Source organism: Nostoc sp. (genome assembly GCF_036917635.1).
Classification (GTDB): Bacteria; Cyanobacteriota; Cyanobacteriia; order Cyanobacteriales; family Nostocaceae; genus Nostoc.
In genome coordinates, this window is sequence record NZ_JBALCW010000094.1 from 184311 (window position 1) to 209340 (window position 25030).

General features: G+C 40.4%; 22 protein-coding genes. 15 read left to right on the forward strand and 7 right to left on the reverse strand.

The window, feature by feature from the left end; genetic code table 11:
• Positions 1-168: 168 nt before the first annotated feature.
• The 3 genes from V7K32_RS22385 to V7K32_RS22395 all read left to right on the forward strand — a co-directional run bounded on the left by V7K32_RS22385 (position 169) and on the right by V7K32_RS22395 (position 3208).
• Positions 169-1050 (forward strand): Npun_R2479 family HD domain-containing metalloprotein, encoded by an 882-nt coding sequence (locus V7K32_RS22385; protein WP_334996043.1) that lies wholly within the window; start codon positions 169-171, stop codon positions 1048-1050.
• Between the two features lie 279 nt (positions 1051-1329).
• Positions 1330-2448, forward strand: a complete 1119-nt coding sequence (locus V7K32_RS22390; protein ID WP_334996045.1) for an ABC transporter permease — start codon at positions 1330-1332, stop codon at positions 2446-2448.
• 163 nt (positions 2449-2611) lie between these two features.
• A complete protein-coding gene (locus V7K32_RS22395; protein ID WP_334996047.1) occupies positions 2612-3208 on the forward strand; it encodes a hypothetical protein in 597 nt (198 codons plus the stop codon).
• Positions 3209-3233: 25 nt separating this feature from the next.
• Here V7K32_RS22395 and V7K32_RS22400 read toward each other — a convergent pair whose 3' ends face one another.
• The 3 genes from V7K32_RS22400 to V7K32_RS22410 form a co-directional block, all read right to left on the reverse strand.
• Positions 3234-4259, reverse strand: a complete 1026-nt coding sequence (locus tag V7K32_RS22400) for an ABC transporter permease (RefSeq protein WP_334996049.1) — start codon at positions 4257-4259, stop codon at positions 3234-3236.
• A 251-nt stretch (positions 4260-4510) separates the two neighbouring features.
• Positions 4511-6163: an ABC transporter substrate-binding protein gene (locus V7K32_RS22405; RefSeq protein WP_334996051.1), complete on the reverse strand. Its 1653-nt coding sequence runs from the start codon at positions 6161-6163 to the stop codon at positions 4511-4513.
• A 170-nt stretch (positions 6164-6333) separates the two neighbouring features.
• Positions 6334-7194, reverse strand: a complete 861-nt coding sequence (locus V7K32_RS22410; protein WP_334996053.1) for a DNA adenine methylase — start codon at positions 7192-7194, stop codon at positions 6334-6336.
• 296 nt (positions 7195-7490) lie between these two features.
• Between V7K32_RS22410 and V7K32_RS22415 the strand changes: the two genes are divergently transcribed.
• From V7K32_RS22415 to V7K32_RS22460, 10 genes are all read left to right on the forward strand, one after another.
• Positions 7491-7817: a hypothetical protein gene (locus tag V7K32_RS22415; RefSeq protein ID WP_334996055.1), complete on the forward strand. Its 327-nt coding sequence runs from the start codon at positions 7491-7493 to the stop codon at positions 7815-7817.
• Between the two features lie 459 nt (positions 7818-8276).
• Positions 8277-9806, forward strand: coding sequence for a photosystem II chlorophyll-binding protein CP47 (gene psbB / locus V7K32_RS22420; protein WP_334996056.1), 1530 nt, complete (start codon positions 8277-8279; stop codon positions 9804-9806).
• 190 nt (positions 9807-9996) lie between these two features.
• Entirely contained in the window at positions 9997-10104 is a 108-nt protein-coding gene (locus V7K32_RS22425) for a photosystem II reaction center protein T (RefSeq protein WP_084227385.1), read from the forward strand.
• 300 nt (positions 10105-10404) lie between these two features.
• Positions 10405-11556 carry a 30S ribosomal protein S1 gene (locus tag V7K32_RS22430; RefSeq protein WP_334996057.1) on the forward strand — a complete coding sequence of 384 codons (1152 nt, stop codon included), beginning with the start codon at positions 10405-10407 and terminating at the stop codon, positions 11554-11556.
• A 163-nt stretch (positions 11557-11719) separates the two neighbouring features.
• Positions 11720-12454, forward strand: coding sequence for an HAD family hydrolase (locus V7K32_RS22435; protein WP_334996058.1), 735 nt, complete (start codon positions 11720-11722; stop codon positions 12452-12454).
• 619 nt (positions 12455-13073) lie between these two features.
• Positions 13074-13706: a DUF4360 domain-containing protein gene (locus V7K32_RS22440; protein ID WP_334996060.1), complete on the forward strand. Its 633-nt coding sequence runs from the start codon at positions 13074-13076 to the stop codon at positions 13704-13706.
• 533 nt (positions 13707-14239) lie between these two features.
• Positions 14240-14872, forward strand: coding sequence for a DUF4360 domain-containing protein (locus tag V7K32_RS22445; RefSeq protein ID WP_334996063.1), 633 nt, complete (start codon positions 14240-14242; stop codon positions 14870-14872).
• Between the two features lie 203 nt (positions 14873-15075).
• Positions 15076-15717, forward strand: coding sequence for a DUF4360 domain-containing protein (locus tag V7K32_RS22450; protein ID WP_334996065.1), 642 nt, complete (start codon positions 15076-15078; stop codon positions 15715-15717).
• A 1327-nt stretch (positions 15718-17044) separates the two neighbouring features.
• Entirely contained in the window at positions 17045-17677 is a 633-nt protein-coding gene (locus V7K32_RS22455) for a DUF4360 domain-containing protein (protein ID WP_334996067.1), read from the forward strand.
• A gap of 182 nt (positions 17678-17859) precedes the next feature.
• A complete protein-coding gene (locus V7K32_RS22460) occupies positions 17860-18471 on the forward strand; it encodes a DUF4360 domain-containing protein (RefSeq protein ID WP_334996069.1) in 612 nt (203 codons plus the stop codon).
• Positions 18472-18538: 67 nt separating this feature from the next.
• On the opposite strand, the gene V7K32_RS22465 is transcribed toward V7K32_RS22460, so the two are convergent.
• The 4 genes from V7K32_RS22465 to V7K32_RS22480 form a co-directional block, all read right to left on the reverse strand.
• Complete coding sequence (locus V7K32_RS22465; protein WP_334996071.1) at positions 18539-18778, reverse strand: hypothetical protein; 240 nt, start codon at positions 18776-18778, stop codon at positions 18539-18541.
• 53 nt (positions 18779-18831) lie between these two features.
• Complete coding sequence (locus tag V7K32_RS22470) at positions 18832-19848, reverse strand: sulfate/molybdate ABC transporter ATP-binding protein (protein WP_334996073.1); 1017 nt, start codon at positions 19846-19848, stop codon at positions 18832-18834.
• 110 nt (positions 19849-19958) lie between these two features.
• Positions 19959-20921 (reverse strand): transglutaminase domain-containing protein, encoded by a 963-nt coding sequence (locus V7K32_RS22475; protein ID WP_334996075.1) that lies wholly within the window; start codon positions 20919-20921, stop codon positions 19959-19961.
• A gap of 241 nt (positions 20922-21162) precedes the next feature.
• On the reverse strand, positions 21163-21411 hold the full coding sequence (locus tag V7K32_RS22480) for a hypothetical protein (RefSeq protein WP_334996077.1): 249 nt from the start codon (positions 21409-21411) through the stop codon (positions 21163-21165).
• A gap of 236 nt (positions 21412-21647) precedes the next feature.
• Here V7K32_RS22480 and chlP point away from each other — a divergent pair, with 236 nt between their 5' ends.
• Together chlP and V7K32_RS22490 are read left to right on the forward strand one after the other, a co-directional pair.
• Positions 21648-22868 carry a geranylgeranyl reductase gene (gene chlP / locus V7K32_RS22485; protein WP_334996079.1) on the forward strand — a complete coding sequence of 407 codons (1221 nt, stop codon included), beginning with the start codon at positions 21648-21650 and terminating at the stop codon, positions 22866-22868.
• A 584-nt stretch (positions 22869-23452) separates the two neighbouring features.
• Positions 23453-24823 (forward strand): DUF3370 domain-containing protein, encoded by a 1371-nt coding sequence (locus V7K32_RS22490; RefSeq protein ID WP_334996081.1) that lies wholly within the window; start codon positions 23453-23455, stop codon positions 24821-24823.
• Positions 24824-25030 lie beyond the last annotated feature (207 nt).

The following is a 25030-nucleotide window of genomic DNA, read 5'->3' on the forward strand; positions in this document are numbered from 1 at the left end:
ACCCAGCCTCCCTGCAAGGGGGAAGCAATGAAATAATCAGGTTTTTAAGCCTCTCTCCTAGAAAAAGAAAGGAATGGAATTAAGGAGAAATTCCAGCAAGGGTGAGCCTGATTATGGAATTTTGAAATCAAATCAATAAATAATTGGTATTTACCAGAGTAACCAGATATGTTCAATGCCACTGAAATTTTAATTGATGCCTTTGTAAATGAAATTCGAGACGGTTACCGTCGCACCTACGGCTGCTTCAAAAATGATTATCAGGATATTATCGCCTGGGCTGGTAATATGGCTTTAGAAAACATTGCCAATAGCGACGCCCTTTATCACAATGTTGAACACACAGTACTTGTAACCCTGGTGGGGCAAGAAATCTTACGTGGCAAACACATTAGGGAAGGCGGTGTTTCTAGTGAAGACTGGCTGCATTGTATCATTTCTTTGGTGTCTCATGATATTGGCTACGTTAAGGGAGTTTGCCGACAAGACCGAGAGACAGCAGGTTTATATGCCACAGGTAAAAATGGCAAAATGATTTCTGTAGCTCCTGGCGCTTCTGATGCGAGTCTGACACCGTATCATGTTGATAGAGCCAAGCTTTTTATTGATGAGCGTTTTGGAGGTCACAAGTTAATCGATGCTGAGGCAATTAAGAGCAATATTGAATTGACTCGATTTCCCGTGCCTGCGGCAGAAGATCATCATGATACAAGGTGTTTTGCCGGATTAGTCCGGGCTGCTGATTTGATTGGTCAACTAAGCGACCCGCGTTACCTGAAGAAAATTACTTCTTTATTTTACGAGTTTGAAGAAACTGGTGTAAATAAAGTTTTAGGCTATAAAACCCCTGCTGATTTACGGAATAACTACGCTAAGTTTTACTGGAATGGCGTGTTTCCCTATATCCAAGAGGGGCTACATTATCTATCACTGACACAACAGGGAAAACAAATTCTGGCTAATCTCTACTCAAACGTGTTTGTTGTGGAACATGAAAAACAACAGGAAGAACAGCAGCGCTATTTAGAGAAGTTAGGAGTTGGGAATTAGGAGTTAGGGACTTCCAAATAAAAAAATATACAACTATTTATTGTGGGGTGGGCGTCTCGCCCGCCCATAGTCAAAGGCGGGCAAGTTGCGCTATTTAGAGAAGTTAGGAGTTGGGAATTAGGAGTTATTCAATTTTGGATTTTGAATTTTAGATTTTAGATTTTTCCTTCAATCCAAAATCCCAAGTTGCATTGGGAGTTGAGAATTATTAATCATGAATTATGAATTAAGATAAAAGCTTAATAACTCATAACTCATAACTCTTAACTCCTAACTACTATGGATTGGTGGCGACGACTGAAGAAAAATCCTTTGGCACGATTTGGGGCAATTTTGCTGTTAATTTTCTACATAGCAGTAATTGCAGCAGATTTCGTGGCTCCTTATGACCCCTATGCTTCACAGCCCAATGGTTCATTGCTTCCACCAACTAAGATACATTGGGTTTCTAAGTCAGGGCAGTTTATCGGGCCGTATATTTACCCGACGACTCAGGGAGACACAAATTTAGAAACAGGCGATCGCAAACTCATTGTAGACTTGACAAAGCCCTCACCCCTGCGTCTATTTATCTCCGGGCCAGAATACCGATTGTTGCAGATGAGTTTGCCATTACCCCCAAAGTGGGATGAGGTGACAATCTTTCCTGGTATTCCCTTAAATTGGCATTTATTTGGCACAACAACTGGCGCCAACTTCAACATCTTGGGGACTGATGACCAAAGCCGCGACCAATTTAGTCGCCTCTTGCATGGCGGTCGCATCAGTATGTTTATCGGAATTTTTGGCATTATCATTACCTATCCCCTCGGTTTGATTATCGGGGGAATTTCCGGCTATTTCGGCGGTGTGACTGATAGCGTCATCATGCGCTTGGCAGAAGTGCTAATGACTTTCCCTAGTATTTATCTTTTGGTGACTTTGGGGGCAGTCTTACCACCTGGTTTAAGCAGTACCCAGCGCTTTTTGCTGATTGTGGTAATTACTTCGGTTATAAGCTGGGCTGGTTTAGCACGGGTGATTCGAGGACAGGTACTATCAATTAAAGAGCGAGAATTTGTCCAAGCAGCACGCGCAATGGGCGCGAACCCAATTTATATCATCCTCCGCCACGTTTTGCCGCAAACGGCTAGTTATGTAATTATCTCTGCTACTCTTGCAATTCCCAGCTTTATTGGTGCAGAAGCGATATTGAGTCTCATTGGCTTGGGTATTCAACAACCAGACCCCTCTTGGGGCAATATGCTTTCTCTGGCTAGCAATGCTTCAATTTTGGTACTCCAACCTTGGTTAATCTGGCCGCCTGTTGTGCTGATTATCCTCACAGTGTTAGCATTCAACTTACTCGGTGATGGGCTAAGAGATGCACTTGACCCGCGTAGTTTAAATAGAAGATAATCTCTTAGAATAGCAAATGCGTAGGCGTAGCCAGCCGTAGGCATCGCCGACAGCAAATTTTAAATTAGTGAAGTAGACTATCTAGGTCATCTTCTAAATCAAGCTTTTGTGCAAAAATTGACTGTACATTCTCCAACCAGAAACTAAACAAAGTAGTAGTTCTATGGCCTACAGCGAGTTTAGTTTAGCTAAAGCAAAACAAGAGTTTAGTTTAACCATATTAGAAAAACGTGATATTTTCGCCGAAGCTCCTGAATTAACAGCTAGTAATTTACTAGTAGAAACACTTAATTATAACCTGGCGATCGCTTTAGGTAGTAATAGTGAAAAAGCTCGTTCTGAGTTAATTATTGCTCCAATTTTAGTTGATTTACGCCGGCAATTACGAGAACAAATTGGTTTATTTTCTGGGGTAGATTTCACTGTCGATAATAGCAAAGGATTAAACGGTACTTGTGATTTTATTATTACTAAATCCCCAGAAATTCTAATTTTGACAGCACCAGTAATTACAGTTGTAGAAGCTAAAAAAGAAAATATTAATGCGGGTTTGGGTCAGTGTGCAGCAGAAATGGTAGCAGCCCAGATTTTTAATGAGCAATCTGCAACTGAGATTAAAACAATTTACGGAGCAGTCACAACTGGCAGTATTTGGCAATTCCTTAAACTAGAAGAACAAACATTGACCATTGATTTAAGCGAATATTATCTTAAAGATGTGAATAAAATTCTTGGTATTTTAGCGAGTGGTATTTCTTAATAAAATTAACAAAATATTAAATACCTTAATACCGAATTCGCGGATCTACATAAGCATTTAAAATATCAATCAAAATGCTGGCACTGACAACGATCGCACCAAAAAATACTAGCACTCCCTGAACTGTGGTATAATCGCGATCGGCGATCGCTTGATAGAGTCGATTAGCTAACCCTGGCCAAGAAAATGTTACCTCTGTCAAAATCGCCCCACCCAACAGAGATGCAAAAGTTAATCCCAAGACTGTAATTACTGGAATTAAAGCATTCTTTAAAGCATGGGAGGCTAAAATTTTATTTTCCCCAATCCCTCTAGCTCTAGCGGCTTCTACATAATCTGCTTGCAAGGTTTGCTTTAAATTCACTCGCACAATTCTTTCAAAAATCCCACTCAGCAAAATTCCCAAAGTGAGACTCGGTAGGGCAAGATGGTGCAAAGATGCGAAAAACTGGGTGATATTTCCACCGAGTAAGCTATCAATTGTATACAATCCAGTGACAGTAGTGGGAGCCGGAAGATTGGGCGGAAAGCGGTTGGAATTGGGAAACCAACCCAATTGGACAGAGAAAATCAACTGCAAAAGCATTCCCGCCCAAAACATCGGGAGTGCGTAAGTGATGATACCAAACAAGCGCCCACCAACATCAAAATATGTTCCAGGACGAGAAGCCGAAAGAGTACCAACCGCAATTCCAACGATGAGTGCAACGGCCATACTACATACTGCTAACTCCACCGTCGCTGGGAAATATTGTCCAATTATGTCCGAAACATTTTGTCCTCGAGTCATTAAAGAGGTTCCTAAATCAAAACGCAGTATGCTTCCTAAATAATTGAGATACTGTAGCCACAGAGGAAGGTTTAAACCCATCTGTTTTCGCAATTCTTCTTTAGCAGCTTCTGGCGCACGTCCGCCGAGAATTGCATCTTCTGGACCTCCTGGTGTTGCTCTTAGTAAAAGAAATACAATGGTGATAATCGTTAATAGCTGAAGTGGCGCGAGAAGCAACCGGGAAACAATGTAATATTGTAAAGCTTTAGAACGAGACATAAGCAATTCAAAATTCAATTTTTGAAAGTATCTTGTCTATTGACTAGATACGAAAGATATTTACTTAAGTACCAAGAGTCAAAATAAAAAATATTGGACATAACCCTTTCAAAGTGACTTGTAAAATTTCTTTATTCTCTCTGCGCTCTCTGCGTCTCTGCGGTTAAAAATTAATTAAATCAACCACAGAGGCGCAGAGAACACAGAGGTAAGAGGTTAAAGAGTAATTTCTTGTCCCTTTGACTTTTTAACTACTTTTTAATTGTCTGGTAAACCAGAATTTGGGTAGGGTTAAGTTGTACACTACTAACACCTTTTTGGGCAAATACATAGTCTTTGCTTTGCCATAAAGGAACATAAGGTACATCTGTAGCTACTTGCGTTTGAATTTCTGTAAAAATTTTCTGACGCGCTTCGGGATTTAGTTCTTTGCGTTGCTGATCAATCAGTTTATTCATGGCTTCGCTATAGTAAAACGAACCCTGAGCTTGACTACCTCCATCTTCGCATCCTTTAGCAACTGAACCTTTATCACAACCTAAAAACGGCTGGACGTAATTATCTGGGTCTAAAAAATCTGGATACCAATCAAGTAAAGCTCCTGGATATAAACCTTTAGAAATGTCTTTAAAGAAGGCTGGCCCTTCGGCGGGGGTGACTTCAAATTGCAGTATTCCATCCATTTTCGCATCCACAAGAGATTTGAGGGTTTGTGCTGCCAAACTACGAGTAGGTGAACTAGAAGGATACCAAATTTGTACTTTTGCCGGATTCTCTTTAGAAAAACCAGCAGTAGTTAACAATTTTTTAGCTTGATCAAAGTTAGCATCACCATATTTTTCTTTAAATAATGGTACAGAAACTTTAAACGTTGTGGGAATCATGCTATAAAGGGGATCTGCTTGACCAAGTAACGCCCGCTCATTTAACAGGGGACGGTCAATTATTGACGCGATCGCTTGTCTTACCTCTAATTTATCTAAAGGCTTTTGATTCCGGTTTAATACCAGATAACTTACTACACTACCTTCAGCTGCGATCGCTTGCCAATCCCCTTTTTTACCACCTTCTTCTAAGCTCCGATTTTGATCTGGCTGTAGCGATAGATAAGCTACATCCACTGCACCAGTACGGAAAGCATTAAACAAATTAACCGGACTTGTTTGAATTTGCAGGTTAACACCCTTGTTAGCGGGTTTTTCTCCCCAATACTTATCAAACGCATCAAATCTGATTGAATCAGTACCATACTGCGCTAACTTGTAAGGGCCAGTTCCGACAAAAATATTCGGCTTAAATTTACCAGCACCCAGTTCGTAAGCTTTTGGTGAAACCGCACACACTCCAGGAAACGCCAACAATGAAGGAAACGCTGCAAAGGGCTTTTTCAATTTAATAGTTAACTCATACTCACCTGTAGTTTTTACCGAATCTACTACATCAGCTAGTAAAAATGAGGGTTTACCTTTATTTTGAATAAAACGCTGGATGGTAAAAGCCATTGCTTGAGCATTAAAGGGAGTCCCATCGTGAAAAACTACTCGCTGACGTAAGGGAATGGTATAAGTTAAACCATCTTGAGTGACTTTAGGTAATGCTGTAGCTAGCTGCGGCTTAATTTCCGTGCTTCCTGGTTCGTAGGTGTAGAGGCGATCGCTCATATTAAACACCAAACCTAAAGATGCTAACTCATAAGCATCAGCCGGATCAAGGGTTCTTGGTTTTGCTGTTGTACCTATAGTAATCCGGCCATCACCTGTAGGACTATTCACAGAACCCGATGGTATCGTAGTTACCTGTGGACGAGGAGCGCAACTAACAACTAAAAATAAACATAGACAGAACAAAGATAGGAATTGTGTAATCCGACCCCACCGTTTTACGGACAAGGAAAACCAGGTCATACAGTTAAATTTTATGTAATTAGCGGTGAGTAATTTTACTATATATTCGTTAGTTTTATAGCAAGTTTTACAATTAGTTACTACTTTACGCACTTTTTATAGAGTCTAGATACTCTAAAACTTTAAATTTACATTAATTATTTCTATAGAATCATTCAAACTGTTAGACTCTACTTTTGAAAACTTTGAAAAGTAGAGTCTAGAGAAGAGTAGTTTAATATAAAAATTTCTTTCCCCTTATATCGTTCGCCTTTAAAGTTATCTTGTTTACTTTTTCCATTTTTTTGGTCGTCGGTTCTATTAATTCTGTAATTCCATTCTTTGTCGTGTATTTCCAACGCCCATTCATATAGATTTCTAATTTCTTCGCTATTATCGTAAGTTATAAGAAATTTTATCCTCTCCTTATGTCTGTTTAATATTTGGCATAGCCTAAAATGATCGTCTTTACAAAATGAATGAACATAAAATTTATCTTGATTTGCATTGAAATAAGGAGGATCAAGAAATAAGAAAGATCCATCAGGTACAGATTCTATAACTTCTTCAAAGTCGAGATTAGTGATTTTAACGTTTTGAAGTTTCTCAGAAGTTCGCCGTATATTTCTAGGCCAATTCTCTGGACGCATACTGTATTTTTCACCATATCCCCAATAACAGTTCTGATGCTTCATGATCCCAGAGTAGGAGGTTCTGTTGAGGTAAAACCATCTACCAGCTTGTTCTAATTTATTTTGTGCTATAAATTCGTTTTTGTAATATGTATGTCTTTGTTTAGTCGCAGATTCAGCTTCTAAAAACTTTATTAAGTCTTCGGGTTTATCTCGAATTATTAATAAGGTATTTATTAATAATTCATCAATATCATTGAGCCAATTAATATTTACTTTATCTTTTACAAAAAAGATCGACCCACCCCCAGCAAAAGGTTCAGCATAAGAGGAGTGAGAAGGAATATAATTAAGAATCAAATTACGAGCATAAAATTTGCCGCCAGGATATCTAAATGGTGAATTTATAGGTTTGTTCATAATTACCTGAAATATTCATACAATTATGTTGAGCATTTGCTAACCATAGTATACATAAATATTCCTTAGTGAACTTGGTACTCAAATAAAATTCGTAGTTTTAAATCAGATATCATGATTTTGTTATTTATTGTACTGAGTTAAATGAGATAAATCAGTCTTTTTCCTATTAATAAGACGTGGGCAATAATAATTTAAATAACTTTAAGTTAAAATATCATTATTTATACATTATTAACAAATAATATACGATATCCTAAACAGCAGATTGAAAGTCTAATAGTGAGAGTAAAAGCGTGAAATATTTCTTTCTATCTGAAGGATGGGCAGTTGCTAGAGTCTGGGCATCTGATGGACTCTGGCAAATAACCGCATGGCGACGCCAACCAGATATTCAGCGAATGAATATTTGTTTAGTTGAAGAAAACGAATTGCTATGGCTTTATCGAGTTGAAGAAGCCGTTTTAACCGTGGAAGTGAAGCCAACAACACCAGTAATTGCCAGTCAGACCATAGGCCAAGTAGTACTCAAGCGTCTGATGAGCGCCGAACAGGTAATTGAACGCCTGGGTACGGCTGAGACGAAATGTCAGCTGCAAAACATCCAATTGGTGGTTCAGTAGATAGTGGGGCATTGACCACTTGTACTGAGCGAAGTCGAAGTATTGGGCATTGGTTATTAATTCTTGTCCCCCATCCCCCTCATCTCCCTCATTCCCCACTCCCCTGATAAAGAAAGCAAATTTAATCCCCGACAGCGATTGGTAGCGAAAAAACTTGGACATGCTACGCGATCGCATCAATTTACACGCTTGCAAACAATTCCATCAATAGTTACACTTTTTAAAACATTCTCATTTTTGCTTAGTGATGGCTACCCTACAAGGTAAACCTCAAGGAAGCGAGTAAGCATTGCCAAAGTACCCACGCCTGTCTAACTTATAAGACTAAGCTGTGGTAAGGCTCTGGCTCTGGCAATAACAAAAAACAAGAGAGAGTTTTCTGAGTAGCGAGTTTCGTTTCTCAGAATCTCAGTAAGAAAATTGCTTTGTAAACTAACTCATCGAGGAGGAGCGTAGTCGATGGGACTACCCTGGTACCGAGTACATACAGTCGTTCTGAATGATCCAGGACGGCTAATTTCTGTACACCTAATGCACACAGCCTTAGTAGCAGGCTGGGCTGGTTCGATGGCACTCTACGAACTAGCTGTTTTTGACCCTAGCGATCCGGTTCTCAATCCCATGTGGCGTCAAGGGATGTTCGTTCTCCCCTTCATGTCACGTTTGGGTGTCACCCAATCTTGGGGTGGTTGGAACGTTACTGGTGGCCCATCAATTGATCCTGGCTTCTGGTCATTTGAAGGCGTTGCTGCGGCTCACATTGTTCTTTCTGGTCTTTTGTTCCTAGCTGCCGTTTGGCACTGGGTTTATTGGGATTTGGAACTCTTTAGAGATCCCCGCACTGGTGAACCGGCTCTCGACTTGCCAAAAATGTTTGGCATTCACCTGTTCTTATCTGGTCTACTTTGTTTTGGCTTTGGTGCTTTTCACGTCACCGGACTATTTGGGCCGGGGATATGGGTTTCTGACGCTTATGGTGTAACTGGGGCTGCCCAGGCAGTAGCGCCGGAATGGGGCCCAGATGGTTTTAACCCATATAACCCTGGTGGCATTGCGGCTCACCACATTGCTGCTGGTGTTGTTGGTATTATTGCAGGCTTATTCCACCTCACAGTTAGACCCCCCGAACGGCTCTACAAAGCCCTACGGATGGGGAACATTGAAACAGTACTTTCTAGCAGTATTGCAGCAGTTTTCTTTGCTGCTTTCGTTGTTGCAGGTACTATGTGGTACGGTAACGCCGCCACTCCCATCGAATTGTTTGGCCCAACCCGCTATCAATGGGATCAAGGCTACTTCCGTCAAGAAATTCAGCAGCGCGTCCAAACAAGTGTTGCCCAAGGTGCAACCCTTGAACAAGCTTGGGCGCAGATTCCCGAAAAGCTGGCTTTCTATGATTACGTCGGTAATAGCCCCGCTAAAGGCGGTCTATTCCGTACAGGGCCGATGGTTAAGGGTGATGGCATTGCCCAATCTTGGCAAGGTCACGCCGTATTCAAAGATTCTGAAGGACGGGAATTGACCGTGCGTCGTCTCCCCAACTTCTTTGAAACCTTCCCAGTGATTTTGACCGATGCAGATGGAATTGTCCGCGCTGACATTCCCTTCCGTCGGGCAGAATCTAAGTATAGCTTCGAGCAATCTGGTGTCACCGTCAGCTTCTATGGTGGCGATCTGAATGGTAAGACCTTTACAGAACCAGCTGATGTGAAGAAGTATGCCCGGAAAGCTCAAGGCGGTGAAATCTTTGAATTTGACCGAGAAACCTTGAACTCTGATGGTGTATTCCGCACCAGTCCTAGAGGTTGGTTTACCTTTGGACATGCAGTATTTGCTCTATTGTTCTTCTTTGGTCACCTCTGGCATGGCTCTCGGACAATCTACCGAGACGTATTTGCTGGTGTTGATGCCGATCTAGAAGAACAAGTTGAGTGGGGTCTATTCCAGAAAGTGGGTGACAAGTCAACCCGCCGGAAAGAAGCCCTTTAAAATACTGAGGACTGGGGACTGGGGACTGGGGACTGGGGACTGGAAAAGAAGCAAGGGAGCAGGGAGCAAGGAGTTCTCCCCTCTGCCCCCCGCACTCCTCCCCTCTGCCTCTTTTCAATGCCCAATCCCTAATACCCAGTACCCAATCCCTAATCCCTCATTACTAGCTGCATAGGCAGGAAATCGTAATATGGAAAGCGTTGCGTACATCTTGATTTTTACTCTGTGTATAGGTACTCTATTTTTTGCGATCGCATTTCGGGAACCCCCTCGCTTTGAGAAACCAAAAGATAAGTAGATCCTATATACCAGACCTTTAAGCAGATTGAATCTTAATATCCGTTGCTACTAAGTATCGTAGCAACGGATATTATTTTGTGTGTCCTTTGTCTCATTTCTCACTATTTACTAATAACAAATGACCAATGACTAATTGTTGTGATATAATTTCCAATCTTGGAGTAAATATGTGTTAATACTAGCTTTTCTGCGCTAGGATGAAAATGGATGTTAATGTAAGCTGCCATAAAAGTTTTTGCATAACACATCGCGCTTGTCGCACAACCTTTACGGAGACTAGAACCAGGAACAAATAAGCATGGTCAATCAGAATTTAACCGCTACAGAAATTGGATTCACTCACGAAGATTTCGCTGCTCTACTTGACAAATACGATTATCATTTTAGCCCTGGTGATGTTGTCCCAGGAACAGTTTTCAGTATAGAGCCGCGCGGCGCTCTGATTGACATTGGTGCTAAAACCGCAGCATATATTCCTATACAAGAAATGTCTATTAACCGGGTAGATAGCCCGGAAGAAGTCTTACAGTCAAATGAAACACGGGAATTTTTCATCCTCACCGATGAAAACGAAGATGGTCAATTAACCCTTTCAATTCGCCGGATTGAGTATATGCGGGCTTGGGAGCGCGTGCGACAGCTGCAAGCAGAAGATGCTACTGTCCGTTCTGGCGTATTTGCAACCAATCGCGGTGGAGCATTGGTACGGATTGAGGGATTACGCGGCTTTATCCCCGGTTCCCATATCAGTACCCGCAAACCTAAAGAAGAATTGGTAGGCGAAGATTTGCCATTGAAATTCCTAGAGGTGGACGAAGAACGTAACCGCTTAGTTCTATCTCACCGTCGGGCGCTGGTTGAACGTAAAATGAACCGCCTAGAAGTCGGCGAAGTAGTAATTGGTACTGTTCGTGGCATCAAACCCTACGGTGCTTTCATCGACATCGGCGGCGTCAGTGGTCTACTCCACATTTCTGAGATTTCCCACGAACATATTGACACACCTCATAGCGTGTTCAATGTCAATGATGAAGTAAAAGTTATGATCATTGACTTGGATGCAGAAAGGGGTCGGATTTCCCTATCTACCAAGCAGCTAGAACCCGAACCTGGCGACATGATTAAAAACCGGGATTTGGTTTACGATAAGGCAGAAGAAATGGCTGCTAAATATCGTGAACAGCTGTTAGCCAAGCAACAAGGTGCTACTGCTGCTGCGGCTGCATCTGCGGAACTTGAAGAAGATATTCCACCAGCAGAGGAACTTGAAGAAGATATTCCACCAGCAGCGGAACTTGAAGAAGATATTCCACCAGCAGCGGAACTTGAAGAAGATATTCCACCAGCAGCGGAACTTGAAGAAGATATTCCACCAGCAGCGGAACTTGAAGAAGATATTCCACCAGCGACGGAAACAGAAGAAGATATTCCACCAGCTATTGAAGAATAATACATTTATAGTTTTACTTATTTTTAAGTAAGAGTATTAAATCATACAAAAAAGAGGGAACCCCCTCTTTTTTTATGTGGAGAATTGCTAACCGTAAGGAGTTAATATAAGGATAAAAACTCATAACTTTTCACTTTTAACTAAATAAATGGAATGAAATATTGTGGCAACTATTAAATGTAGAAACATCACTTTTGATAATATCCAGGCAATTTTGTTTGACAAAAACGGTACTCTAGAAGATTCAGAAACCTATTTGCGATCGCTCGCACAAAGAGCAGCCAGGTTGATAGACGCTCAAGTTCCCGGTATTGGGGAACCCCTATTAATGGCGTTTGGCATCGATGGGAATATTCTAGATCCCGCCGGGTTAATATCAGTAGCGAGTCGCCGTGAAACAGAAGTTGCGGCTGCGGCATATATTGCCGAAACAGGAAAAGGATGGTTTGAGTCCTTAAAAATAGCCCGTCAAGCTTTGGATGAAGCGGAAAAATACATTGAAAAAACTCCTTCACCTCTGTTTGTGGGTAGCTTAGACTTGTTGAAATACCTACGGAAAACTGGTTTGAAACTCGGTATCCTCTCAGCTGCAACAAGTGATGAAGTACATAAGTTTGTAGAGAATCACCAATTAAGTGATTACATCCAGTTGGAAATGGGAGTAGATGGAGGGCCGACTAAACCAGATCCAGTGCTATTTTTGCAAGCTTGCCAAGGTTTGGGAGTCCAACCAGGCACTACATTGATGGTAGGTGATTCCGTTGGTGACATGCAAATGGCGCGTGATGCTAAAGCCGCAGGTTGTATTGGTATCACTTGGGTGGATAAGTCGGATAACGTCCGAGGTGCAGATGTGGTGATTAATCAACTTGATGAAATCCAGATTTTAAAAGATTAATTTACCAAGCGAAACCCTACCAAGAGGGCTGTCTCACCGCTACGTATCTACGTGCTTTCCCGTAATAATTTGTTAAAATTTACATGATCTATGCCTTTAGATAGATATAAAATATTTCTCATATAAATTACTATTTTTTCGAGACTAGTTGTAAAAGCAATTCTCAATATAAAAATTTAGAAGTCAGAATTCAGGAGTCAAAATCAATTAGTGGGCGATTGAGACTCGCCTATCTGTGATTGATTACTAAATCTTCTCCTTTGAAGACGCACTTGCGTTCTATTTAGTCGCTCTATTAAAGCCATTTATTCATCCGCTCGTAAACTAGCTACCGCCAGTTTTACAGAATTAAATTCTAAATTCCCAATTTTAACTCCTGAATTCTTGTCTGATAAGTGAAATACGCTGATAAATAATTAATTTCTGACTAGGAAATTAATTGTTTTATCCTGTTTCTGTCTGTCTTAACAGAGCGTATTGCACACATTTAAGAACTAGTAAAAGTCCCCAACCCCAAACATGCTGCTGGGTAAGATATCTTTGTGTAGAAGTATCTTAGGAATTTTAAGTTGCAGCTAATGTCCACAGGAAATTACACCTTTTTGCGGAGTCGAAAACTATGAAAATTTTAACTGGCATTATTTCCAGTCTGACGCTACTGAGTTTAAATCTTGTCGGTTTATCTCAGGCACAAGCTCTAACAAAAGGATTTACGTTTCAAAAAGTTCCAGTAACTCTTTTCGGAAATGGTTGTCCAAAGGGAACAGCAGAGGGAATTTTGGTTGGAGATACTCTTTCAGTAACATTTTCTGAATTTGAAGCTTTAGCTGCACCTCCTAAAGTTGTATCAAAATCTTGTAATCTGCGGATCGGTCTGAATGTACCTTCTGGATTGAACGTTCAGCCCATTAACGTCAACTATCTTGGCTTTGCAGATGTGCCTACAGGAGGCAGTGCTAACTTGAATGTTAGAATACTTTTTCAAGGTCAAATAGTTCCAACTAACAATAATCCAAACGCAACGTTTAACCCTGGCTTCTCAGATGTTTGGAACAAAAATGTAGGTATTACATTAGGCACAATAAATGCATGTAAGAATCCAGTGAATTCGATTTTTGGTATCAATACAAATCTGACAGCAAGAGCTACAAATATACCTGTAAATCAAGAAACCCAAATCCGACTTGATACAATAGACACAACAATCGGCCCTGTATTGTTCCAAATCAAGTTTGCTTTTAATCCTTGTTAGGTTTTTTGAATGCATAGTCAGTTTTGCATTTAATTTTTCTTTTTCGCAAAAGCTGATGCCTCTTTGAGGATGTTTTAAAAGTCCCAGAAAGTATGTTTTTACGTTCTCGCTCAGGTCAACTGCGACAAAAAATAAGGTTTCAGCTATGCACTGAGATAATTTACTTTGCTTTATCATGAAAGCAAAATACCGTTTTAAAACATCCTCTAAAGCTGCTTTACGAAAAGTTATCCAAAGATTTCTTGCAATCGCTCTGAAGAAATCTTTGGCACTCTGTTTTTAAAAAAAGTATTGGCAACAAATGGCAATTCTTAAATAAATGAAATACGCTGATAAATAGTTTAAAAGCCAGAAATTTATTATCCTATTTCTGTCTGCTTTAACCAGAGCGTATTGCAGACAATTAAGAACTTCCGTCCCCAAACCCCAAAGAGGCTGGTGGGTAAAATTCTTTTGTGTAGAAGAATCTTAGGGAATTTTAAGTTGCAGCTAATTTGTACAGGAAATTACACCTTTTCGCGGAGTCTAACAATATGAAAATTTTAACTGGCATTATTTCCAGCTTGACGCTACTGAGTTTAAATGTTGTGGGTTTATCTCAGGTACAGGCTCAAACAACAGGATTTGAGTTTCAAAATGTTCCAGTAACTCTTTTCGGAAATGGTTGCCCAAAGGGAACAGCACAGGGTATTTTGAATGGAGATACTCTTTCAATAACATTTGATCAATTTGAGGCTTTAGCTTCACCTCCTAAGGTTGTATCAGCATCCTGCAATTTGCGGATCGGTCTGAATGTACCTTCTGGATTGAACGTTCAGCCCATTAGCGTCAACTATCTTGGCTTTGCAGATGTGCCTACAGGAGGCAGTGCTAACCTGAACGTGAAAATACTATTTCAAGGTCAATTAGTTCCAACTATCAATAAACCAAACGCAACGTTTAACTCTGGCTTCTCAGATGTTTGGAACAAAGATGTAGGTATTGTATTAGGTACAATAAATGCATGTGAAAACCCAGTAAGTTCGGTTTTTGGTATCAATACAAATCTGACGGCAAGAGCTACAAATGTAGCTCCAAATCAAGAAACCCAAATCCGAATTGATACAATCGACACAACAATCGGCCCTGTATTATTCCAAATCAAGTTTGCTTTTAATCCTTGCTAGGTTTTTAAGTGCATAATCTGCATTTAATTTTTCGCAAAAGCTGATGCCTCTTAGAGGATGTTTTAAAAGTTCTAGACTGCTATAAGTCCCCAAACATCAAAGAGGCTGGTGGGTAAAATTCTTTTGTGTAGAAGAATCTTAGGGAATTTTAAGTTGCAGCTAATTTGTACAGGAAATTACACCTTTTCACGGAGTCTAACAATATGAAAATTTTAACTGGCATTATTTCCAGCTTGACGCTACTGAGTTTAAATGTTGTGGGTTTATCTCAGGTACAGGCTCAAACACAAGGATTTCAGCTTCAAAATGTTCCAGTAAGTTTTGCGGGAAGTGGTTGCCCAGAGGGAAAAATACAGGGAGTTTTGAATGGAGATACCCTTTCAATAACATTTTCTGCATTTGAAGCTAAAGCTCGACGTTCTCAGGTTGTAGCAGCATCCTGCAATCTGCGGATCGGTCTGAGTGTACCTTCTGGATTTAACGTTCAGCCGATTAACGTCAAATATCTTGGCTTTGCAGATGTGCCTACAAAAGGCAGTGCTGACCTGAACGTGAAAATACTCTTTCAAGGTCAAGAAGTTCCAACTAACGATAATCCAAACCAAAAGTTTAATGCTGGCTTCTCAGATGTTTGGAGCAAAGATGTAGGTATTACATTAAACACAATAAATGCATGTAAGAACCCAGTAAGTTCGGTTTTTGGTATCAATTCAACTCTCATAGCAAGAGCTACAAATGTACCAAGTAAACCTAAAGGTCTAGAAACCCAAATCCGAATTGATACAATCGACACAACAATCGGTCCTGTATTGTTCCAAATTAAGTTTGATTTTAATCCTTGTTAGGTTTTTTTCCCAAAAGATACTCCCTATCTATAAAGCTGGTTTACCAACTGAATAAATCTTTGACTCTCTGTCTTGATAAATAGTTAGGTCAAGTCAAAGTAGCTGTTCAATCTAACGAAATCACAATTTGCAAAACAGATGTCTTTGCATAGGTAAAATATATTTATCTGTGATTTTGAATTTTTCAAGGTTTATTATGAAGGCAATTCTGAATTGAAGAAGAATTCAGAAGTAAGAATTCAGGAGTTAGAACAAGAAAGTGGAGGGTTCAGATATTTTATTCTTGAACACTAAATCAAACGCCAGTCCGTCTCTAAAACAGAAGATTTAGTGGGGGTATTAAACCTATCTATTCATCTGGTGGTAGAGTAGCTAACGCTAGACTATCTGCCAGTTACACAGAACTAAATTCTGAATTCTAAGTGCTGACTCCTGAATTATTTTCTGAGAAGTCAAATAGGTTTATAACTCTGATAGCAAGAGCTACAAATGTACCTAGACGGTAAGAAGTCCAAAATCCGATTTGATACAATCGACACAACAATCGGGCGTCGATTGTTCCAAATCAAGTTTGAATTTAATCCTTGTTAGGTTTTTTAAATGCATAGTTAGTTTGGCATTTAATTTTTTCCAAAACCTGCTGTTTGTAAAGCTGTAACAACTTATCGAAAGATTTATTCATAGCAATTGAAGAAATCTTTGAGTCTCTCTCTAGATAAATAATTGGGTCAAGTCAAAGTAGCTGATAAATCTAACGAAATCACAATTGGCAAAAAATATGTCTTTGGATAGGTAAAATATATTTTTAGTTGATGGTAAAATGTTTGTAAAACTTCTTTTGAGGGATAATTCTTAATTAAAGAAGAATTCAGAAGTAAGAATTCAGGAGTCAGAACAAGAAAGTGGGGGTTGAATACCACCATTATATTCTTGAACGCTAAATGGAAGGCGAGTGAGTACATCTCCAAAGGAGAAGATTTAGTAGGGGTCTTAAACCCGTTTATTTATTAATCTGCTGGTAGAGTTGCTACCTCTGCGTTATCTGTTTTTTCGTACAGAATTCGATTCTGAATTCTAAGTCCTGACTCCTGAATTATTTTCTGATAAGTCAAATACGCTGGTAAACAATTTCCAAGTCATAAATTGATTATTTTATCATATTTCTGTCTTTGTTAACCAGAGTGTATTCCATACATTTAATGATTGCTAGAAATCACCAAAACCCAAAGAGTCTGCCAGGTAAAGTTTTTTGGTCTAAAAGTATATTAGGAGATTGACATTCCATGTAATATTCATAGGAGATTACAGATTTTCGCGGAGTTATTAGATGAAAGTTTTAACTGGTCTGATTTCGAGTTTGACGTTACTGAGTTTAAATGTTGTCGGTTTATCTCACGTACAGGCTCAAACACCAGAATTTGAGCTTCAAGAAGTTCTAGTAACTCTTTTCGGAAATGGTTGCCCAAACGGAACAGCAAAGGGAATTTGGAATCGAGATACTCTTTCAATAAGATTTTCTGAGTTTGAAGCTTTAGCTTTACCTCCTAAGGTTGTATCAAAATCCTGCAATCTGCGGATAGGTCTGAATGTACCTTCTGGATTGAACGTTCAGCCGATTAACGTCAAGTATCTTGGCTTTGCAGATGTGCCTACAGGAGGCAGTGCTAACCTGAACGTGAAAATACTTTTTGAAGGTCAAGAACTTCAAACTATCGATGATCCAAACGCAACGTTTGCGCCTGGCTTCTCAGGTACTTGGAGTAAAGATGTAGGTATTGTATTAGGCACAATAAATGCATGTCAAAACCCAGTAAATTCGATTTTTGGTATCAATACAAATCTAACGGCAAGAGCTAGAGATATACCTGCAAATCAACAAACCAAAATCCGAATTGATAAAATCGATACAGAAATAGGCCCTGTATTGTTCCAAATCAAGTTTGCTTTTAATCCTTGTTAAGTTTTTTTAAATGCCTAGTCACTTTTGCATTTAATTTTTCACAAAAGCTGTTTTCTCTAAAGTTGATTTACCAACTTATTGAAATATTTCTTTCAATCGTTCTGAAGAAATTTTGACTCCGTGTCTTGAGACATAGTATTGACAACAAACCTGATAAGCTCTCCTTATTTGAGATGAAACATATGAAAGTTTTAGGTGCTTTTATTTCCAGTTTGACGCTACTGAGTTTAAATATTGTCGGTTTATCTCAGGCACAGGCTCAAACACAAGGATTTCAGTTTCAAAATGTTCTAGTAAGTGTTTTGGGAAATGGCTGCCCGTCGGGAAATGCCCAAGTAAGTTTGGCAGGAAATACTCTGTTTGTAACTTTTCCTCGATTTCAAGCTATAGCTGCATCTCCTAAGGTTGTATCACAATCTTGCAGTCTCAGAATTGGGCTTAATGTGCCTAAGGGCTACAAAGTTCAGCCGATTAACCTTAGGTATTCTGGTTTTACAAATGTGCCTCAGAGCGGCAGTGCTGCCCTAAGGGTTAGAGGAGTATTTCAAGGGAAAAATATTCTAAATTCTAGTAATAATTTAGACGCAGACTTCTCGTCTGGCTTTTCAAATGGATGGCTGAAAGATGTATCTGTTACAGGAGATACAATAAACGCGTGTGCTAACCCAGTGAATTCGGTTTTCGGCATAAACACAACTTTGATAGCGCGTGCCACAAATGTAGCTGGGGGGCAGCGAACTCAAATTGGATTCAATGGGACTTATAGAATTAGGTTTAATTTGATTCCTTGTTAGTAGGGGCAGATAAGCGGTGCGATGTAGAAAGTCGAAGTTTAGAGGATTAAATTAATCCTCACAAAAATCAGTGAAAAGCCAGCGCACCAGCCTCAGTATCATACTGTGCTGGTGCTTTTGTATACTGTGATGCAGCTATCTGAGCGGTATCTCCGATTACACTAGTACAATTTGGCGGAAATAAACCTACCATTTGATTACAGCCAGAAAGCCCAAAATTAAAGCAGGCGTGAATGTATGATTTTTGAATGCGTGACTTCCGCCTTGCGGTACTAGCTACTGGTGGATTAGGCAAATATTCTGGCAACGCTTTTCTGCTGCAACCTCAAGCAGCGAGCATAAATACTTGCACATTGCCAACTAAATTGAATAAGACAGGGGGAAGGATTTGGCATCCTTTGGCTTCACATACACGCGTTGTTTCGGTTCTAACTCTAATTGGTTAAAGCGATCGCGTGTTAAATGCGCCGTCACTACTTGCCCGTCATCGAAAGTTAATTCTACCTGAATTTCCCAACCCAAATGTACTAATCGGCTGACTGTCGCAGGTGTAGTAGAACCGTTGGCAACTTTTTCCAAAATCACATCTTGCGGACGCAAAAATACTTGTGGGTGTGGCGCATCAAATCCGCTACTTTGAAAAATCTTCGAGTTGCTGGGTAAGACATTCACCGGGCCAATGAAGCTCATTACAAATGCAGTGGCAGGATTATCGTAAATTTCTGCTGGTGTCCCCACCTGTTCCACACGCCCTTTATTCATGACCACAACTTCATCGGAGACTTCCATTGCTTCTTCTTGGTCGTGGGTGACAAAAACTGTGGTAACATGAACTTCATCATGGAGGCGGCGTAACCATGCCCGTAAGTCTTTGCGGACTTTAGCATCAAGTGCGCCAAATGGTTCATCTAGCAATAAAACTTCCGGTTCTACTGCCAATGCCCTTGCTAATGCTACCCGTTGTCTTTGACCACCCGAAAGTTGTGATGGATAGCGATCGCCTAATCCAGTCAATTGCACCAATTCGAGTAACTGTTCGACCTTTCCCTTAATCTTCTTTGGCTGTGCCTTGCGAATTTCTAAGCCAAAGGCAATATTTTGCTTGACAGTCAAATGCTTGAATAGGGCATAGTGCTGAAACACAAACCCAATATTGCGCTGTTGCACGCTTTGGTATGTAGCGTCCTTACCAGTAAGCAGGATTTTGCCGCTATCTGGCATTTCTAAACCTGAAATTAACCGTAGTAGCGTAGATTTACCCGATCCCGATGGACCGAGTAATGCAACTAGCGAACCACTCTTAATTTCCAGGCTGACCTGATCAACTGCCTTGAAACTCCCGAATTGTTTGGAGACATTCTCAACTACTATACCCACTGCCGCTATACCTCTGCAACTAATCTACAGTTCCCTGCTAGGATTACCGTGTCTTATATATACCATACATAGTTATTTTTGAATTAAAAAGATTTAGCTACTTCTGACTTCTAGCGTAGTACAGCATGAAATTTCAGTTGGCCCAGGAGGCTAAGTTTTTGTTCAAGACTAAACACAAAAACTTCATAATCTCCTGCTTCTGGAAACTGACAGGAGATTTCAGTTGACCCTTGTGCATTCCATTGACTCTGGCATTTTTTGATATTTTGTAGTCTTTGTTGGGTATCTTGATTACCTTCTAGCAAATTCCCAGATTCTAGTAAGTCCCAAAGTGAAGACTCGACTTTTTGTGCTTTAGTAAAGAGGGCAACAATCTTCTTCTGGTAATTTGGAGAACTGGCAATTTTAATTGCAGCGACTTTTTGAACATTTGTTTGATATTCAGTTGGTGAAATCAGCATTAACTCATCCATGAAAAACTGAGGTGTCAAAACTGGCTTGTTTTCAAAAGTTTTGTAGTCTTCACGACGATGTAAAAGTTGCCAATTTAACTGCTGAGGAAAATGACTCATGCTCATTACTTGAGGAGGAAGGATGAGATAATCTGCACTATATGAACCAACTTCGCTAGAATCACCATCATCCCAGGTTGTATCAACTAATTGCCAATTATCTAAAATTTTGACTGCATTCCAAGCATGGTTTGTCCAATCATAATCAGAATGTAGCAGTCTAAATACCTTAGGAATTAAGTCTATGGGCGCTAAGTCTCGACGAATTTTCCCTCTGACATAAACAACATCTGCACCCATAGCTCGTCCCAATGCCATAAATAAATTAGCATAGCCCTCGCAAACCCCTTTGTGAGTCAAAAAAACAGTTTGAGCATCTTGAGCAGGTCGGATTCCCGTTTTCAGCACATCTAAATCATAAGTAACCCGACTAATAACATAGTCATGTATAGCTTTAATTCGTAAATATGGGTCTGATTCCTGTTGAACAATATATTTAGCAACAGATTCAATAGTTGTTTCAATATTGGATGGCATATTGGCAACAATTGGATGAATCATTGCATTCTCTTTCCACGGCCAAGGTGAATTTAATCTAGGAGGTTTAGGTTTATATACTATACCAGTAACAAAACCGTTAATTGGGTTAAGAATTAGAGATGGATTACTTTGATAAATTAGTGCTATCAACAGTAAACTATAAGCTAGCCAATATTTAGCCTTGATCCGTTTTAAACGACTAAATCGCCAAAATTCTAAAGAAGATAGAGAAAATTGATAACGAGTTCTCGATATTTGATATCTAAATAATATAAATAATTATATTTAAAAATAAAATTAGTCCAAGTATGCTGAATACAAGGGATGTTGTGCTAATAGCTGAATTGCCTATTTTCCAAATGGGATTACCTTGAAAAAACAAATATGCAAAGCCACTAACTATACCCACAAGCAGCAAAAGCACCCCAACTCTCTGAACCATGCGGTTTCTGTTTTTCTGCTTCAGCTTACGAACTTCTTTTAGAAAATGTTTTTCAATATTCTCAGGCATACAATACCTTTGTGAACAATAATGTATTAATGATTAAAGAGAGTATTTCAGTTATGTTACAAAAAATTATACATTTAAATTTCAATTTACCTTTAACTAAATTGCCAATCTGGTTTTTTGTATCGAAACATTAAGGAATATTGCATTTGTGCAGAAACCTAGAGGTAAAGCGCCAAATCAGCAGAAAGACCGTGGTAGTATGCTCTGGGTAAATGTGAAGATTGGGAGAAAGACCTTTGACACTACGGGTTGCTGTTATTGGGTCAGGCCCTGCTGGTTCATCTGCCGCAGAAACACTGGCAGCCTCTGGGATTGAAACCTACCTGTTTGAGCGGAAGCTAGACAATGCAAAGCCTTGCGGGGGTGCAATTCCTCTATGTATGGTGAGTGAATTTGACTTACCACCAGAGATTATCGATCGCCGGGTACGGAAGATGAAAATGATTTCACCTTCCAATCGTGAGGTTGATATCAATCTGGTAAATGAAGATGAATATATAGGAATGTGCCGCCGGGAAGTGCTGGATGGCTTTTTGCGCGATCGCGCGGCAAAAGTCGGCGCAAATTTAATTAATGCCACTGTTCATAAACTCGATATACCAGGAAACAATACCGATCCTTATACCATCCATTACATTGACCATACAGATGGGATATCACAGGGGATTGCCAAAACTCTGAAGGTGGATGTAATTATTGGGGCGGATGGGGCTAATTCTCGCGTTGCTAAGGAAATGGACGCTGGGGATTACAATTATGCGATCGCTTTCCAAGAGCGAATTCGCTTACCCGAAGACAAAATGGCCTACTACAACGACCTCGCCGAAATGTATGTCGGTGATGACGTTTCTACTGACTTCTACGCTTGGGTTTTCCCCAAACATGACCACGTAGCTGTCGGTACTGGTACAATGCACATCAATAAAGCCAGCATCAAACAGTTACAGGCTGGTATCCGCGCCCGTGCTTCCGAGAAGCTCGCAGGCGGTAAAATCATCAAAGTAGAAGCCCACCCCATTCCTGAACATCCCCGTCCCCGTCGTGTTGTCGGTCGTATTGCTTTGGTAGGAGATGCTGCTGGTTACGTTACCAAGTCTTCTGGCGAAGGTATTTATTTTGCCGCTAAATCTGGGCGGATGTGTGCGGAAACTATTGTAGAAACATCTAATAGTGGTAGCCGTATTCCTACAGAAGGCGACCTTAAGGTTTACCTGAAGCGTTGGGATAAAAGATACGGACTCACTTACAAGGTGCTGGACATTCTGCAAAGCGTCTTCTATCGTTCTGACGCTACCCGCGAAGCGTTTGTGGAAATGTGCGATGACCTGGATGTACAACGGCTAACATTTGATAGCTATCTGTATAAGACGGTTGTCCCTGCTAATCCCATCACCCAACTGAAAATTACTGCCAAAACCATTGGTAGTCTAATTCGGGGTAATGCCCTTGCACCTTAATTGAGGGCAAAGGACTGGGAATTCCAACAAGTACATTACTCAATTTTGTGGGGTGGACATCCTGCACGCTCATGAATCAGGGCGGGCAAGATGCCCACCCCACAATATATATAAATACTTCGGGCAGAATTAAGCAGTCTAAATACAGTGTCTTCTTGGCATGGTGCTTACAAGCGCCACGTTTTACGAGATTTACACAACGGATTAATTCGAGCCGTTGATGTTACTAAGTAGCTAGACAAGATAAAACCAAACTATGTAACGAAAAGTAAAATATCTGTATTTGGCTCGTAGTTGCGCCCTCTTGCGCTTTAGCGCAACTACGAGCCAGTGATGATTATTTGCACCCACTTACTTAATGTCATTCAGGTTTGGGTGCATTTACATCAAGGACTTCCAAAAAATAAATTATCTACAGAAACGAACCTTATTGGGCACAGAGAACACAGAGGAATGAGGAGGAAAGAGTTTTTTCGTAAGTTTTTTGGGTATTTTTTTATTTGTCAGTCCCTCAGGCTTCCGGAGAAGTATAGATTTAGGTATGCTGTATTCTTAACTTCAGCGATAAATTGATTTTTGAATAAATGCTTAATCTTATTTCTTATTTGTTTTTGGCTCAAGCATCGCCTTCTCCTGCACCTGCACCACAGGAAATCTTCATTCCCCAACAAACAAGACCTTTAACAGGACATCTTGATGAAGTACCGGTATTTAACAGTAATAACCCAGAAGTAGTTCAGAGTGAAGGAATTCTGTTGTCTACATTTCCTCCTCAAGGCAAAAGAGTACCCAGCGCCCACCTGAACTTTCCATTTCAGGGACGGTTTGATTTATTTTCTCACCATATTGCTAAAGCGATTGAGACTCCAAATGATTTGCGGACTCTTTATTTGGGGGTGATTGTTTACAATCCAAGCGATCGCTCTGCAACTGTCAATATATTGCAAGCAGCTAGTTACGTTAGTCAACCTGATGCACCTTTTATCAAACTTCCCGCTATGCAGTCAAATAATTCGGGAAACATTTATGCAGGACCAGGCGATCGCGTGATGAATGATCTGCTGCGAGTCAGACGACAGTCAGGATGGCCAGCCCAGTTGGTAATTCCACCAAAACAAAGCCGGATGTTAATGAATCATCCAATTCCAGTGCGTTCTTTAACCCCGCCATTGAATGGACGTTCTACTTTGTTACGTTTGTATAGTGATAGTCCAGTTTATATGGCGAACCTAGCTATGTTTGCCAAACCCAATCCTGATGGTAGTGAACGAGCGCCCACTTTAGAAGAATGGGAGAATTTGTTAGAAAATGGTGATTTTGCAGGTCCCCGTGAACAGCCTCCCAGCCCTCCCAATCGCCTTGAAGGGGCAAAAGAAATTTACGGACGGGTAGCGGGGGTAGCTATTGGCTCTCGTTGGCAAGTACAAGTTACTAACTCGAATAGTTCATACCTGACAATTCCCGAATCAGGACAAGCTTTTTCTTACGGTTTAAGTACACTTTTGGCAGGCAAAATGGGTACTGGACAAAACCAAACTGCTAAACTAGTGGCGCGTTATCCTGGTACTGCTTACGAAGCTCATGGCAACTACGGCATTGAATACAACATTTCTCTACCATTAATTAATAATACCGATAAGCCGCAAACTATAAAGGTACTTTTCCAAACGCCTATCAAAGAAGATGAGTTAAGTAAACCAGGGCTTCGCTTTTTTTCACCACCCCAACCATCTGTCTTTTTCCGAGGCACAGTTCGTATTCGCTACAATGACGATAATGGCTTACCCAGAACCCAATACTGGCATTTAGTTCAACAACGGGGACAGATGGGAGAACCGCTTGCTCAATTAAAAATATCCCCTGGCCAGCAGCGACTGGTAGAAGTGGATTTTCTCTACCCACCTGATGCTACGCCCCCTCAAATGCTGACAATTGAAACTGTAGACCATACTTAACAATTCAAAATCAAAATGATGCTCTCTAAGAGACGCTCTTGCTAGCTTGCTTCGACGTAGGAGTATATGGACTTAACAAAATTCTTGCATGAATCAAAAGCCCTCACCCTAAATCCATCTCCCAAGCTTGGGAGAGGGACTTTCAAATTCTCTCCCCAAATCCCAAAATTGGGATTCGGGGTTGGGGGATGAGGGCTAGTTTTGCAT

Excerpts from the sequence above, each read along its gene's own strand:
- V7K32_RS22385 (WP_334996043.1), top strand. The coding sequence starts at position 169 with ATGTTCAATGCCACTGAAATTTTAATTGATGCCTTTGTAAATGAAATT.
- V7K32_RS22390 (WP_334996045.1), top strand. The coding sequence starts at position 1,330 with ATGGATTGGTGGCGACGACTGAAGAAAAATCCTTTGGCACGATTTGGG.
- V7K32_RS22395 (WP_334996047.1), top strand. The coding sequence starts at position 2,612 with ATGGCCTACAGCGAGTTTAGTTTAGCTAAAGCAAAACAAGAGTTTAGT.
- V7K32_RS22400 (WP_334996049.1), bottom strand. The coding sequence starts at position 4,259 with ATGTCTCGTTCTAAAGCTTTACAATATTACATTGTTTCCCGGTTGCTT.
- V7K32_RS22405 (WP_334996051.1), bottom strand. The coding sequence starts at position 6,163 with ATGACCTGGTTTTCCTTGTCCGTAAAACGGTGGGGTCGGATTACACAA.
- V7K32_RS22410 (WP_334996053.1), bottom strand. The coding sequence starts at position 7,194 with ATGAACAAACCTATAAATTCACCATTTAGATATCCTGGCGGCAAATTT.
- psbB (WP_334996056.1), top strand. The coding sequence starts at position 8,277 with ATGGGACTACCCTGGTACCGAGTACATACAGTCGTTCTGAATGATCCA.
- V7K32_RS22425 (WP_084227385.1), top strand. The coding sequence starts at position 9,997 with ATGGAAAGCGTTGCGTACATCTTGATTTTTACTCTGTGTATAGGTACT.
- V7K32_RS22430 (WP_334996057.1), top strand. The coding sequence starts at position 10,405 with ATGGTCAATCAGAATTTAACCGCTACAGAAATTGGATTCACTCACGAA.
- V7K32_RS22440 (WP_334996060.1), top strand. The coding sequence starts at position 13,074 with ATGAAAATTTTAACTGGCATTATTTCCAGTCTGACGCTACTGAGTTTA.
- V7K32_RS22445 (WP_334996063.1), top strand. The coding sequence starts at position 14,240 with ATGAAAATTTTAACTGGCATTATTTCCAGCTTGACGCTACTGAGTTTA.
- V7K32_RS22450 (WP_334996065.1), top strand. The coding sequence starts at position 15,076 with ATGAAAATTTTAACTGGCATTATTTCCAGCTTGACGCTACTGAGTTTA.
- V7K32_RS22455 (WP_334996067.1), top strand. The coding sequence starts at position 17,045 with ATGAAAGTTTTAACTGGTCTGATTTCGAGTTTGACGTTACTGAGTTTA.
- V7K32_RS22460 (WP_334996069.1), top strand. The coding sequence starts at position 17,860 with ATGAAAGTTTTAGGTGCTTTTATTTCCAGTTTGACGCTACTGAGTTTA.
- V7K32_RS22475 (WP_334996075.1), bottom strand. The coding sequence starts at position 20,921 with ATGATTCATCCAATTGTTGCCAATATGCCATCCAATATTGAAACAACT.
- V7K32_RS22480 (WP_334996077.1), bottom strand. The coding sequence starts at position 21,411 with ATGCCTGAGAATATTGAAAAACATTTTCTAAAAGAAGTTCGTAAGCTG.
- V7K32_RS22490 (WP_334996081.1), top strand. The coding sequence starts at position 23,453 with ATGCTTAATCTTATTTCTTATTTGTTTTTGGCTCAAGCATCGCCTTCT.